General features: G+C 61.5%; 10 protein-coding genes. 4 read left to right on the forward strand and 6 right to left on the reverse strand.

The genetic code is table 11. From position 1 onward, the window contains the following. Positions 1 to 97: 97 nt before the first annotated feature. The 3 genes from AC1DIS_RS11775 to AC1DIS_RS11785 are packed head-to-tail and all read left to right on the forward strand — an operon-like array spanning position 98 to position 3,066. The gene (locus AC1DIS_RS11775; RefSeq protein WP_138867277.1) at positions 98 to 862 is read left to right on the forward strand and encodes an IclR family transcriptional regulator; all 765 of its coding nucleotides are present in this window, start codon (positions 98 to 100) and stop codon (positions 860 to 862) included. Between the two features lie 37 nt (positions 863 to 899). Continuing rightward, a complete protein-coding gene (locus tag AC1DIS_RS11780) occupies positions 900 to 2,117 on the forward strand; it encodes an amino acid deaminase (RefSeq protein ID WP_064617092.1) in 1,218 nt (405 codons plus the stop codon). 13 nt (positions 2,118 to 2,130) lie between these two features. Continuing rightward, on the forward strand, positions 2,131 to 3,066 hold the full coding sequence (locus AC1DIS_RS11785; protein ID WP_477743953.1) for a sugar kinase: 936 nt from the start codon (positions 2,131 to 2,133) through the stop codon (positions 3,064 to 3,066). Positions 3,067 to 3,131: 65 nt separating this feature from the next. On the opposite strand, the gene AC1DIS_RS11790 is transcribed toward AC1DIS_RS11785, so the two are convergent. Together AC1DIS_RS11790 and AC1DIS_RS11795 are read right to left on the reverse strand one after the other, a co-directional pair. Then, positions 3,132 to 3,407 (reverse strand): peptidylprolyl isomerase, encoded by a 276-nt coding sequence (locus tag AC1DIS_RS11790; protein ID WP_007933743.1) that lies wholly within the window; start codon positions 3,405 to 3,407, stop codon positions 3,132 to 3,134. A gap of 66 nt (positions 3,408 to 3,473) precedes the next feature. Continuing rightward, entirely contained in the window at positions 3,474 to 6,011 is a 2,538-nt protein-coding gene (locus AC1DIS_RS11795) for a PAS domain-containing hybrid sensor histidine kinase/response regulator (protein WP_477743954.1), read from the reverse strand. Positions 6,012 to 6,130: 119 nt separating this feature from the next. Here AC1DIS_RS11795 and AC1DIS_RS11800 point away from each other — a divergent pair, with 119 nt between their 5' ends. After that, the gene (locus tag AC1DIS_RS11800; RefSeq protein WP_477743955.1) at positions 6,131 to 7,240 is read left to right on the forward strand and encodes a PilT/PilU family type 4a pilus ATPase; all 1,110 of its coding nucleotides are present in this window, start codon (positions 6,131 to 6,133) and stop codon (positions 7,238 to 7,240) included. 59 nt (positions 7,241 to 7,299) lie between these two features. On the opposite strand, the gene AC1DIS_RS11805 is transcribed toward AC1DIS_RS11800, so the two are convergent. From AC1DIS_RS11805 to AC1DIS_RS11820, 4 genes are all read right to left on the reverse strand, one after another. Further along, complete coding sequence (locus AC1DIS_RS11805; RefSeq protein WP_477743956.1) at positions 7,300 to 9,255, reverse strand: acetoacetate--CoA ligase; 1,956 nt, start codon at positions 9,253 to 9,255, stop codon at positions 7,300 to 7,302. A 144-nt stretch (positions 9,256 to 9,399) separates the two neighbouring features. After that, positions 9,400 to 10,173 (reverse strand): 3-hydroxybutyrate dehydrogenase, encoded by a 774-nt coding sequence (hbdH, locus tag AC1DIS_RS11810; RefSeq protein ID WP_018927665.1) that lies wholly within the window; start codon positions 10,171 to 10,173, stop codon positions 9,400 to 9,402. 7 nt (positions 10,174 to 10,180) lie between these two features. Then, on the reverse strand, positions 10,181 to 11,572 hold the full coding sequence (locus AC1DIS_RS11815) for a GntP family permease (protein ID WP_457327017.1): 1,392 nt from the start codon (positions 11,570 to 11,572) through the stop codon (positions 10,181 to 10,183). 287 nt (positions 11,573 to 11,859) lie between these two features. Further along, positions 11,860 to 13,275, reverse strand: a complete 1,416-nt coding sequence (locus AC1DIS_RS11820) for a sigma-54 interaction domain-containing protein (RefSeq protein ID WP_064617097.1) — start codon at positions 13,273 to 13,275, stop codon at positions 11,860 to 11,862. Between the last annotated feature and the right edge of the window lie 2 nt (positions 13,276 to 13,277).

Genomic DNA, 13,277 nt, shown 5'->3' on the forward strand with positions numbered 1-13,277 from the left:
CTCGCTCCTACAAACGGCGAAATCCTGTAGGAGCGAGGCTTGCCCGCGAAGGCGGCCTTCTGGGTAAACTCCCGGCACTTTGAATGGGACCACTGAAATGACCGAAGACACCATCAAGCGCCGGGCTCGCGGTCTGGACCGGGCGTTCGACATCCTCGATTTCCTCAAGGAAATCGGCCAGCCCCTGCGCCCGAACGAAATCGCCAGCGGCATCGGCAGCCCGAAATCCACGATCTATGAACTGGTAGCGTCCTTATTGGAGCGGCGCATCCTCGAACCCGTGGGCAAGGAAGGTCACGTTTACCTCGGTCGTCAGCTGTACTTCCTCGGGCAGGCGCATTTGCGTCATTTCGACCTGTCCCGCGAGGCCGATCACGCCTTGCAGGAAATCGTCAGCCAGACCCGCGAAACCGCGCAGATGTGCCTGCTCAACGGGCGCAAATACACCGTGGCATTGATGAAAGAGGGGGAGCGGCATTTCCGCATTTCCTCGGACATCGGCGAAAACGCGCCGATCCCCTGGACCGCTTCCGGGCGCCTGCTGCTGGCGCACCTGAGCGATCAGCAAATTGTCGATTTGATCGACCCCGACGACTTCATCCTGCCCGACGGCAAACGCCTGCCACTGGAGCAGTTTCTTGAGGAAATCCGCCAGGCCGCCATCGACGGATTCTTTTCCTTCGACAGCGTCGCCGACACCTTTACCCATTGCTTCGCCGCCCCGGTCAAAGACCCGAGCGGCGTGGCCATCGCGACCCTGTGCATCGTCGCCCCACGGGCCGATGCGAAGAACAATTACAACGACTATCGCCGGGTGCTGATCGACAGCGCCAACAGCCTCGCCCGGCGTATCAACGAATAACAGCGGCTGCCTGCGGCCGTGTGTGAGGAGATCGACCATGTCTACTGCCATCAATACCGCCGCCGTGGAAAAGGGCGCCGCCCAGACCGGCGCCAACCTGGTGCGGGACGTCAGTCTGCCGGCGCTGGTGCTGCACCGCGACGCGCTGGAACACAACATTCGCTGGATGCAGGACTTCGTCAGCCACAGCGGCGCGGAACTGGCACCTCACGGTAAAACCAGCATGACCCCGGCGCTGTTTCGTCGCCAACTGGACGCCGGTGCCTGGGGCATCACCCTGGCCAGCGCCACGCAAACCCGCGCGGCTTACGCCCATGGTGTGCGCCGGGTGCTGATGGCCAATCAACTGGTCGGCACGCCGAACATGGCACTGATCGCCGACCTGCTGACAGACCCGACTTTCGATTTCTATTGCATGGTCGATCACCCGGATAACGTCGCCGACCTCGGCGCGTTTTTCGCCTCGCGGGGCGTGCGCCTGAACGTGATGATCGAGTACGGCGTGGTCGGCGGTCGTTGCGGTTGCCGCACCGAAGCCGAAGTGCTGGCACTGGCCAAGGCTATCAACGCTCAACCGGCGTTGGCGCTGACCGGCATCGAGGGCTACGAAGGGGTGATTCACGGTGATCATGCGGTGAGCGGCATCCGCGAGTTCGCCGCCTCCCTGGTGCGTCTGGCGGTGCAGTTGCAGGACAGTGGCGCGTTCGCGATTGCCAAGCCGATCATCACCGCGTCGGGGTCGGCGTGGTACGACCTGATCGCCGAGTCGTTCGAAGCGCAGAATGCCGGCGGGCGTTTCCTCAGCGTGCTGCGCCCCGGCAGTTACGTGGCCCACGACCATGGCATCTACAAAGAAGCGCAATGTTGCGTGCTCGACCGTCGCAGCGACCTGCACGAAGGTTTGCGCCCGGCGCTGGAAGTCTGGGCGCATGTGCAGTCGTTGCCCGAACCGGGTTTTGCGGTGATCGCCCTGGGCAAGCGCGACGTGGCCTACGACGCCGGTTTGCCGGTGCCGTTGCTGCGTTACAAGGCCGGCGTGGTGCCGGCGACCGGCGATGATGTGAGTGCCTGCAAGGTGACGGCGGTGATGGACCAGCACGCATTCATGACCGTGGCGCCGGGAGTTGAGTTGCGGGTGGGCGATATCATTTCGTTCGGGACTTCGCACCCGTGTTTGACGTTCGACAAGTGGCGTATCGGGTGTCTGGTGGATGAGCAGCTGAATGTCATCGAAACCATGGAAACCTGTTTCTAAGAGCCCCCACAACATGAACAACATCAGCCCTCTGGGCCCCAACATCCCGCGCATCGCCCTGATCGGCGAGTGCATGATCGAACTGCAGCAGCGCGCCGACGGCTCTCTGCAACAGAGCTTCGGCGGCGATACCCTGAACACCGCGGTCTATCTGGCCCGTGAACTGGGCGATGGCGGCACGGTGGATTACGTCACTGCCCTGGGTGATGACAGTTTCAGCGATGCGATGTGCCAGAGCTGGGCCAGCGAACACATCGGCCTGGGCATGGTCCAGCGTTTGCCCGGTCGCTTGCCCGGTCTGTATTGCATCCAGACCGACGCGGCCGGCGAGCGGCGTTTTCTCTACTGGCGCAATGAAGCGGCCGTGCGCGATTGCTTTACCACCCCGGCGGCCGCGCCGATCCTGGCAGCGCTGCCGGATTACGACGTGCTGTATTTCAGCGGCATCACCCTGGCGGTGCTCGGTGAACAGGGCCGGGAGAAACTGCTGGACACCCTGATCGAAGCCCGACAGCGGGATGCGCGGATCGTGTTCGACAACAATTATCGACCACGCCTATGGGCTTCGGTCGAGGACGCACGAGCGGCTTATCGCGAAGTGTTGCCCTATGTCGACCTGGCGTTGCTGACGGTTGATGACGAGCAGGCGCTGTTCCAGTTTTCCGATTGCGCGGCGGTGTTTGCCGCTTACGAGCAGATGGGCACGCCCGAAGTGGTGCTCAAGCGCGGTGCCGAGGCGTGTCTGATTCGCTGTGACGGCGAGTCGTTCGAAGTGCCGGCGCAAGTGGTCGAACGGGTGGTGGACACCACGGCGGCGGGAGATTCGTTCAGCGCGGCGTATCTGGCTTGCCGCCTCAAGGGTGGGAGCCCGGTCGAGGCTGCTGAAGCGGGGCATCGCTTGGCGAGTCGGGTGATTCAAGTGCCGGGGGCACTGATCCCCAAAGATTGAAATGCAATCTTTGGGAATGCTGTGATTTTTTTGGCAAGCCTCACCCTGTACATCGAGCCAACCGATCAGTCCCGGTAAAACACCTGCACCAAGTGATACCCGAACTTGCTCTTGATCGGCCCATGCACCACCCGCAGCGGTTTTTTGAAGATCACCGCATCGATTGCCCCGACCATCTGCCCGGGCCGTACTTCGCCAAGATCCCCGCCGCGTTTGCCGGACGGGCAGGTGGAGTATTTCTTGGCCAGCACATCGAAGGCTTCACCCTTGGCGATGCGTTGTTTGAGCTGCTCGGCTTCTTCCGAGGTTTTCACCAGAATATGGCGGGCTTGGGCTTTCATTGGGCGTACCTTGCAACGGTGGTGGCTATGTTGGTGCCAGCGTGGGGCGCGCGATTATGCCTTAACTCAGCCGGCTTGGCCGATCATCGTGCGAATCTTGTTGGCCAACAGGTCCATGGAAAAGGGTTTGGCCACCATGTCCATGCCTTCCTCCAGGAAGCCCTGGCGTTCGGCGGCTTTCTCGGCATAACCGGTAATGAACAGCACTTTGAGCTCCGGGCGGTGCTGACGAGCGATTTCCGCCAGTTGCCGACCGTTCATGCCCGGCAGCCCGACGTCGGTTACCAGCAGATCGACCCGCAGGTCGGACTCCAGCAAGGGCAGGGCGCTCTGCGCATCTTCGGCTTCATGGGCGTGATAACCCAACTCTTTGAGCAGGTCGAGCACCAGCATGCGCACCGCCGGATCGTCTTCCACCAACACCACGGTTTCACCGGCAACCGCTGGCGGTGCTTCGCCGGTGACCGGCAGCTGCGCGTGTTCCGGCAGGGCGACGTGCAACCGTGGCAAATACAGGCGAACGCTGGTGCCCTGGCCAGGCCGGCTGTGCAGGCTGACGTGCCCGCCCGACTGCTGGGCGAAACCATAGATCATCGACAACCCAAGGCCGGTGCCCTGGCCGATGGGTTTGGTGGTGAAGAACGGATCGAAGGCCTTGGCCAGTACTGATGGGGTCATGCCGGCACCGTTGTCGCTGACGGCAATCATCAGGTAATCCCCGGCCCTGACTGGCTCCAGCGGAGTGACGTCGCTGCCGTCGAGGTGAACATTGGCGGTTTCGATCAACAACTCGCCGCCATCGGGCATCGCATCCCGGGCGTTGATCACGAGGTTGAGCAAGGCGTTTTCCAGTTGGCTGACATCGGTACTGACCGGCCAGACCTCATTGGCCAGCTTCAGTTTGAGCTCGATGTGATCGCCCTTGGTCCGGCTGAGCAAGTCTTCCAGGGAATGCACCAGCTGGTTGGCGTCCAGTGGCCTGCGATCCAGTGACTGACGCCTTGAGAATGCCAGCAACCGATGGGTCAGGGCGGCGGCGCGATGGGCCGAGGACACCGCCGCTTCGGTGAAGCGACCGATCTCGGCCGCGCGCCCATCGGCGATGTAGCGCTGCATCAAATCGAGGCTGCCGATGATCCCGGTGAGCATGTTGTTGAAGTCATGGGCGATGCCGCCGGTGAGCTGGCCGACCGCTTCCATTTTCTGCGCATGGCGCAAGGCGTCTTCGGCACGCTCACGCTCGAACATCTCGTTCTGCAGTCGCTGGTTGGCTTCGGCCAGTTGTTGGGTGCGAGCGCTCACGCGTTCTTCCAGGGTTTCGTTGAGGTTGCGCAGCGCCTCTTCAGTCTGTTTGCGCTCGGTCTCGTCGATCACGAAGATGTAGAAACCATTCACCGCGCCGTCTGCGCCGTGGCGTGGCAGGTAGTTCATCAGGGCCTGGCGGGTGCTGCCATCGCGGTGATCGGCGCTGATGCTGAAACAACAGGTCTTGCCTTTCAGCGCCTCGGCGATGTATTCGGCGCGCAGGGCATAGGCTTCATCGCCGAGCACTTCACGAATGGTGCGGCCGTAAAGCTCCTGGGGCGTGAGGCCATACCATTCCAGATAGGCGGCATTGTTCAGGCGAAAGCGCTCTTCGCGGTCCACATAACTGATCAGGATCGGCATCGCGTTGATGATCAGTTGCAGCTCGGTCTGGCTTTGGCGCAAGGCCTGTTCGATGTGTTTGCGTTCGGTCAGGTCCAGCGCGGCGCCGAGAAAGCGGATCGGCCGGCCATGGTGGTCCTTGTAGCAACGACCCCGGGCAAACACCCAGCGCAACTGGCCATCGGCTTGCAGCAAGCGATATTCCTCGGCGTACTCGCTGCCATGGGTGATGCAGTGCTTGATGCTGCGGGCGATCATGGCGCGGTCTTCCGGGTGCACGCCGTGGAGGTATTCGCTGATCGGCAACTGGCTGGCCATGGCCGGATCGACGCCATGCAATTGCGCGAAGTGCGCATCGGCGATGAAACGGTCTTCGCCAATGTCCCAGTCCCAGGTGCCGACGGCATCGGTGGCGGCCAGTGCCAGTTGCAGGCGCTGCTCGGTTTCTTGCTGGGCCTTGAGGCTGGCGGCAGAGCGTTGTTCCAGTTCGAGGGCGATGCGGCGACGTTCGTTGGTTTCGATGGCCGTGACCAGAATCCCGGCAACCTCGGCGCTTTCGTTGCGAATGGGGCTGTAGGTCAAATCCAGCCAGAAGTCGGAATCCCGACCGTCGCGTTGCAAGGTGAAGCGCTGTTCGCTGTAGGTCCGCACCTGACCCTGTAGGACGGCGCTGTAAATCGGGTCGGTAAAGTCTTTGAGTTCCGGCCAGATCTGGTGCGTCGGTTGTCCGAAAGCGTGAGGGTGTTTGCTGCCGGCGAGGAAGGCGAAGCCGTCGTTGTAGATCTGGGTGAGCTGCGGGCCCCACAGCAATAGCATCGGCATTGGCGAGTGGATCACGATGTCCACCGCGGTGCGCAAGCTCTGCGGCCAGTTTTCGGCGGCGCCCAGCGGGTTGTTTGTCCAGTCCAGTCGGGCAATCAAGGCCTGGGCATCGCTGGCGGTCGGTGGTGCGTTCATCTACATGTCCTGCGCATGAGTCAGTGTGGCGGCGTCTACTATCCTTGCAAGGCGGTAGACGCTGGATGACCCGCATGGGGTCATTTTTTTCATTGAATGCTTCGCGGGTGCTTTTTGCCATGGAAATCGATGCACTGTTGCAGATTCTGGCCAGCCGCCATGGCTCCGATCTTTACCTGTCCACGGGCGCGCCACCCAGCGCGAAATTTGACGGTGTGCTCAAAGCCCTGACCGATCAACCGTTCAAGCCGGGAGAAGTGGCGGCCATTGCCGCGTCCATCATGGACGCCGAACAGCGCCTGGAGTTCGATCGGGACCTGGAAATGAACCTGGCACTTTCCCTGCCCGGGGTCGGGCGTTTCCGGCTCAATATCTTCAAGCAGCGCAATGATGTGTCCATCGTGGCGCGCAACATCAAGCTCGACATTCCACGCTTCGAAGACCTCAACTTGCCACCGGTGCTGCTCGAAACCGTGATGCTCAAACAAGGGCTGATGCTGTTTGTCGGTTCGACCGGCTCGGGCAAGTCGACCTCGCTGGCAGCGCTGATCGATTACCGCAACCGCCACAGCAGCGGTCATATCATCACTATCGAAGACCCGGTCGAGTTTATCCATCGGCACAAGAAGTCGATCGTCAATCAGCGCGAGGTCGGCGTCGATACCCGCAGTTTCCACGCTGCGCTGAAAAACACGTTGCGCCAGGCACCAGACGTGGTGTTGATCGGCGAAATCCGTGACCGCGAGACTATGGAACATGCGCTGGCGTTTGCCGATACCGGTCATCTGGTAATTTCCACGTTGCATGCGCACAACGCCAATCAGGCGCTGGATCGGGTGATCAATTTCTTTCCCGAAGAGCGCCGGGGGCAGTTGCTCAACGACCTGGGCAACAACCTCAAAGCGTTTGTGTCCCAGCGTCTGGTGCGTACCCGCGACGGGCAGCGCCGGGCGGCGGTGGAGGTGATGCTGGGCACACCAACCATCGGCGACCTGATCCGGCGCAATGAGTTTGGCGAACTCAAGGGGATCATGGAGAAGTCTTCAGAGGTGGGGATGCAGACGTTTGACGGGGCGCTGTTCGCGCTGTTTGCCGAGGGCGCAATCGATGAGGCAGAGGCGTTGAAACATGCTGATTCGGTGAACAATCTGCGCTTGCGCCTGAAAATGCACGCCGAGGCCACACCCGGCCCCCATAAGCCGCCGGGTGAATGGGGGCTGATGGACTGAAGGGGCCGACGCTGATCAAAAATGTGGGAGCGGGCTTGCTCCCACAGTAGGTCTAGGCGTCAGTCGTTCAGTTCGGGGCGGTTTCGAAATTGCTCCAGGGCTTCGGGGTTGGCCAGTGCATCGGTGTTCTTCACCTTCTGGCCATGCACCACGTTGCGCACCGCCAGTTCGACCACCTTGCCGCTGATGGTCCGCGGAATGTCCGTCACCGCGACAATCTTCGCCGGCACATGCCGTGGCGTGGTGTTGGCGCGGATGACCTGGCGGATCTGTTGTTGCAGCGTTTCGTCCAGCTCGACGCCTTCGCGCAAGCGCACGAACAGCACCACTCGCACGTCATCCTGCCATTGCTGACCGATGGCGACGCTGTCCAGCACCTGCGGGACTTTCTCCACCTGACGGTAGATTTCCGCCGTGCCGATGCGTACGCCGCCGGGGTTGAGCACTGCGTCGGAGCGGCCGTGGATCAGCATGCCGCCATGGGGCAGTTGCTCGGCGTAATCGCCCTGGGCCCAGACGCCGGGGAACAGGCTGAAATACGAAGCGCGCAGCTTTTCCTGTTGCGGGTCGTTCCACAAGCCGATGGGCATGGCCGGAAAATGTCGGGTGCACACCAGTTCGCCTTTTTCACCGATCACAGGCTTGCCATCGTCGTTCCACACTTCGACCGCCATGCCCAGGCTCTTGCATTGCATCTCACCACGGCGCACCGGCAGGACCGGGTTGCCAATCACAAAGCACGAAACGATATCGGTACCACCGGACATCGAAGACAGGCACAGGTCGGACTTGAACGCGCGGTAGACGTAATCGAAGCTTTGCGGCGACAGCGCCGAGCCGGTGGACAGGATGGTTCTCAGGCTGCTCAGGTCATGACTTTCGCACGGCTTCAAGCCGTTGCTTTCCAGTGCTGTGAGGAATTTCGGGCTGGTGCCGAAGACATTGAGGCGTTCGTCGTCGATCAGGTCGATCAAGCGCTCCGGCCCTGGATGAAACGGCGAGCCGTCATACAGCACCACGGCGCTGCCGACGGCCAACGCCGAGACCAGCCAATTCCACATCATCCAGCCGCAGGTGGTGTAGTAGAACAAACGGTCACCGGCACCGAGGTCGGTGTGCAGGCCATGTTCCTTGACGTGTTGCAGCAGCACGCCGCCGGTGCCGTGCACAATGCACTTCGGTACGCCGGTGGTGCCGCTGGAGTAGAGGATGTACAGCGGATGGGCGAAAGGCACGGGAACGAATTGCGGCTCGCCGCCCGGGTCGTAAAAATCGTCCCACAGCGTCACGTTGGCCTGGCAGCGGAAATCCTCGATGCGCGCTTGAGGACGCGCATAAGGCACAACAATCAATTGCTGCAAGGACGGCAACTGTCCGAGGATTTCATTGACCTTGGTGGTCTGGTCGATCTCTTTGCCGGCGTAGCGGTAGCCGGCGCAGGTGATCAGCACTTTTGGTTCGATCTGGCCGAAGCGATCGATCACCCCGTGGGTGCCGAAATCCGGTGAAGAACAGGACCAGATTGCACCCAGGCTGGTGGTGGCGAGCATGGCCACCAGGGTCTGCCAGGTGTTCGGCATACACGCTGCCACGCGGTCGCCGAGGCCGACACCGGCGGCTTTCAGGCTATTTTGAAAACCGGCGACGTGGCTTGCCAGTTCGGCCCAGGTCAGCTGTTCCCGTTGACCGTTTTCGCCGATGGCGACGACTGCCACGGCATCGTCACGACGGCGCAGCAGGTGTTCGGCGAAGTTCAAGGTAGCGCCGGGGAACCACTGGGCGCTGGGCATTTGCGCGCCTTCGATCAGCACCGCGTCTGGCTGATCGTGAAAACGGATGTCGAAGAAATCGACGATGGCCTGCCAGAAGGCTTCCCGCTGGTCGATGCTCCATTGGTGCAGGGCAGGGTAGTCGGCGATCCCAAGGGTGTGTCGCTGATTGACGAAACGCCGGAAGGCCTCCATGCGGCTCTTGCCGATGCGCTCGGTGCCGGGTTGCCAGAGGATGTCGGACATGGCTTGGCCTCTTCTTGTTTATGCATCACACACAGGCTTTTGTGGCGAGGGAGCTTGCTCCCGCTGGACAGCGCAGCTGTCCCAAAACCTATTTACGACTGCTTCGCAGCCGAACGGGAGCAAGCTCCCTCGCCCGGCGGCAGGCTACTGCGCCAACCACCCACCATCTATATTCCACGCTGCGCCACGCACCTGGCTACCGGCTTCGCTGCATAAAAACAGCACCAACTCACCCAGCTGCGGCGGCGTCACGAATTCCAGGGAGGGCTGTTTCTCGGCCAGCAAATCGTGTTGCGCCTGCTGCGGGTCGATCCCGGTCGCGGCGCGATCATCAATCTGCTTCTGCACCAGCGGCGTCAGCACCCAGCCTGGGCAAATGGCGTTGCAGGTAACGTTGGTGGTGGCGGTTTCCAGGCCGACCACTTTGGTCAGGCCGATCACGCCATGCTTGGCCGCGACATACGCCGCTTTACCCACCGAACCGACCTGGCCGTGCACCGAAGCGATGTTGATGATGCGTCCCCAGCCCTTGGTACGCATGCCCGGCAGGCTCAAGCGGGTGCTGTGGAACACCGACGACAGGTTGATCGCAATAATCGAGTCCCAGCGCTCCACCGGAAAATCTTCCACCGCCGCCACGTGCTGGATGCCGGCGTTGTTGACCAGGATATCTACGCCGCCGAACTCACGCTCGGCGTACTCGATCATATCGGCGATCTGCGCCGGGTCGCTGACGTCGGCCGGGTGATGGCCGACCTTGCCACCGAATTGCTCGACCTCAGCGATTACCGTCGACGCATCGCCGAAACCGTTGAGGATCAGGTTGGCGCCAGCCTTGGCCAGGCTCAGCGCGATCCCCAGACCGATGCCGCTGGTGGAACCGGTGACCAGTGCGGTCTTGCCCGAAAGAGTCGTCATGAATACCTCACACAATGCCAGTGGCGTAGAAAGTACCGATCACCACAAAAACAGCGAGTGTCTTGATCAGCGTAATACAGAAAATGTCTTTGTAGGCCTCGCGGTGGGTCAACCCGGTGACCGCCAGCAAGGTAATCACCGCGCCGTTGTGCGGCAGGGTGTCCATGCCGCCACTGGCCATCGCGGCGACCCGGTGCAGCACTTCCAGGGGAATATTGGCGGCGTGGGCAGCGCTGATGAAACTCTCGGACATCGCCGCCAAAGCGATGCTCATCCCGCCTGACGCCGAGCCGGTGATGCCGGCCAGCAAGGTCACAGTGATCGCTTCATTGACCAACGGGTTGGGAATGCTCTTGAGCCAGTCGGCCAGCACCAGAAAACCTGGCAACGAGGCGATCACCGCCCCGAAACCGTATTCCGACGCAGTGTTCATCGCTGCCAGCAATGCGCCGCTGACCGCACTTTTACTGCCTTCGGCCAACCGGCCGCGAATAGCCTGAAAACCGAACACCAGCACCATGACGATGCCCACCAGCAAGGCTGCCTGGACCGCCCAGATCGCCGTCAGCTTGGCGATGTCGGTGGTCACCGGAACGGCCATGCCCGGCAGCGAGAGGCTGTGGGTCTTGCCGTACCACACAGGAATCCAACGGGTGAACAGCAGGTTCATCAGGCCCACCATCAACAGCGGCGACAGCGCGATCCACGGGTTGGGCAGTTTGATGTCCGGTGCGGTTTCCGGTTCGTTGCGCAGTTCTGAACCGTAACCTTCACCCGTGCGCTGGGCCTTGTTGCGCTGGCGCTGCAGAAACAGCATGCCGGCACTGAACACGAAAATCGTGCCGATCACTCCCAGCCACGGCGCCGCCCAGGCGGTGGTGTTGAAGAAGGTGCTGGGGATGATGTTCTGGATCTGCGGCGTGCCAGGCAGGGCGTCCATGGTGAACGAGAACGCGCCGAGGGCGATGGTCGCCGGGATCAGGCGTTTGGGAATATTGCTCTGGCGGAACATCTCGGCGGCAAATGGGTACACCGCAAACACCACCACAAACAGCGACACACCGCCGTACGTGAGCAGGGCGCAGACCAGCACGATCACCAGCATCGCCTGACGGGTGCCGAGCAAGCGAATCGCCGCCGCGACGATGGAGCGGGAGAATCCCGACAACTCGATCAGCTTGCCGAACACCGCGCCGAGCAGGAACACCGGGAAATACAGTTTGACGAAGCCGACCATCTTTTCCATGAACACCCCGGTGAAGACGGGGGCTACGGCGGAAGGGTCGGTGAACAGGACGGCGCCGAGGGCGGCGATCGGGGCAAAGAGGATAACGCTGTAGCCACGGTAAGCAGCCACCATCAGCAGCGCGAGGGCTGCCAAGGCAATGATCACACTCATGGTGTGTCTCTCCTGGATTGTTATTTTTGTAGGGTGAAGCTTGGTGGAAGGGCTATAGCGGGTTTCGTGCCAGATATCTAAGCTATTGAAATATAAGGAGATTATTTGTTTGTGAAGTGATTTTGGTGATTTTTGTCTCTGTATTGAGATTTTTGGCGATTGTGCTGACGCTTTCGCGGGCAAGCCTCGCTCCTACGGGAGTGTGGTTATCTACGAAATCGCACGACCCGTAGGAGCGAGGCTTGCCCGCGAAGAGGCCCTATCTACCAATAGAGATGCATGTCTCTTTATAGAGACTCGGCAATCCCCAGCGCCGCCATCTTCTTGTACAACGTCGACCGCCCCAGCCCCAACCGCGCCGCCGCTTCGATTACCTTCCCACCGCATTGCGCGAGGGTCGATTCAATCAACTGCCGATCAAACCGTTCGCGAGCCTCACTGAAGGTTTCATGGGTAATCGGCTCAATGGGCAGAGGCGCCGCACGCTCCACCGGGGTAAAGCTGCCAATCGCCGCGCGGATATCCGCCGCGTTCAGCATCAAGTCATCACTGAGCAACGCCGCCCGCTCCAGCACGTTGCGCAGTTCACGAATGTTCCCCGGCCAGGCGTGTTGCCCCAACAAATCCAGGGCTTCGCGGTTCAATTCGTGCTGGCTGCGCAGTTCCTCAAGGATCGCTTCACTGAGGGCCGGAAGGTCGTCGAGGCGATCACGCAGGGGCGGGACCTGGATCGGCAGCACATTGAGGCGGTAATACAGATCGGCGCGAAACTCGCCGCGTTTGATCGCCGCCACCAGATCGGTGGAGGTGGCGGCGATCACTCGCACATCACTCTGAATCACCTCGTTGGAGCCCACCGGTTCGAATTCCTTCTCCTGCAACACCCGCAGCAACTTGCTTTGCAACGGCAGCGGCATGTCGCCGATTTCGTCGAGAAACAGCGTGCCGCCCTGGGCGATTTGCAACTTGCCGGCGCGGCCCTTGCGATCGGCGCCGGTGAACGCGCCGGGCGCGGTGCCGAAGAACTCGGCTTCCAGCAGCGACTCGGGAATCGCTGCGCTGTTGATGCTGACGAAGGCTTTATGCGCCCGGGGTGATGCGCCGTGAATCGCCTGGGCCAGCAGTTCCTTGCCGGTGCCGGTTTCACCGAGCAACAACACCGGCGACTCTGCACTGGCGCTGCGTCGGGCGCGGCGTTTGACTTCGAGGCTGGCGGCGCTGGTGCCGATGAAGTGCGCGAAGTTGTACTTGGTCTGTCGCGCCCGGAGTAGAGAGCGGGTGGACGCCAGTTCTTCCTGCATGCTCAGGTAGCGCTTGAGCATTGGCGACAGGCTGCGCAATTCGTCGAACAGGGCAAAACCGATGGCGCCGATCACCGCGCCGGCATCGTCGTGAATCGGCAGGCGCATCACCACCAGCGGTTCCTTGGGGGTGTCTTGCATGTCCAGCAGGATCGGCCGTCCGGTGCGCACCACCTCACGCAACAGGCTGCCGGGGATCACGCTTTCACAGGCCCTGCCGATGGCACCTGCGGCCGACTCCAGGCCGAACCGCCGGGCATAGCGCTCGTTCATCCAGACGATGTTCGCGTCGCGGTCGACAATCACCGTGCCTTCGCTCGATTGCTCGATGATCTCGAACAGTGAACGGATCGCCAGGGTGCGAACGCGCTGGTAGTCCTTGAGGCTTTCGGTGGTGTTCATCG

The organism is Pseudomonas sp. 05N433, from assembly GCF_056396925.1.

Bases quoted from the DNA above. Each gene is read 5' to 3' on its own strand.
- AC1DIS_RS11775 (WP_138867277.1), top strand. From the start codon at position 98: ATGACCGAAGACACCATCAAGCGCCGGGCTCGCGGTCTGGACCGGGCG.
- AC1DIS_RS11780 (WP_064617092.1), top strand. From the start codon at position 900: ATGTCTACTGCCATCAATACCGCCGCCGTGGAAAAGGGCGCCGCCCAG.
- AC1DIS_RS11785 (WP_477743953.1), top strand. From the start codon at position 2,131: ATGAACAACATCAGCCCTCTGGGCCCCAACATCCCGCGCATCGCCCTG.
- AC1DIS_RS11790 (WP_007933743.1), bottom strand. From the start codon at position 3,407: ATGAAAGCCCAAGCCCGCCATATTCTGGTGAAAACCTCGGAAGAAGCC.
- AC1DIS_RS11795 (WP_477743954.1), bottom strand. From the start codon at position 6,011: ATGAACGCACCACCGACCGCCAGCGATGCCCAGGCCTTGATTGCCCGA.
- AC1DIS_RS11800 (WP_477743955.1), top strand. From the start codon at position 6,131: ATGGAAATCGATGCACTGTTGCAGATTCTGGCCAGCCGCCATGGCTCC.
- AC1DIS_RS11805 (WP_477743956.1), bottom strand. From the start codon at position 9,255: ATGTCCGACATCCTCTGGCAACCCGGCACCGAGCGCATCGGCAAGAGC.
- hbdH (WP_018927665.1), bottom strand. From the start codon at position 10,173: ATGACGACTCTTTCGGGCAAGACCGCACTGGTCACCGGTTCCACCAGC.
- AC1DIS_RS11815 (WP_457327017.1), bottom strand. From the start codon at position 11,572: ATGAGTGTGATCATTGCCTTGGCAGCCCTCGCGCTGCTGATGGTGGCT.
- AC1DIS_RS11820 (WP_064617097.1), bottom strand. From the start codon at position 13,275: ATGAACACCACCGAAAGCCTCAAGGACTACCAGCGCGTTCGCACCCTG.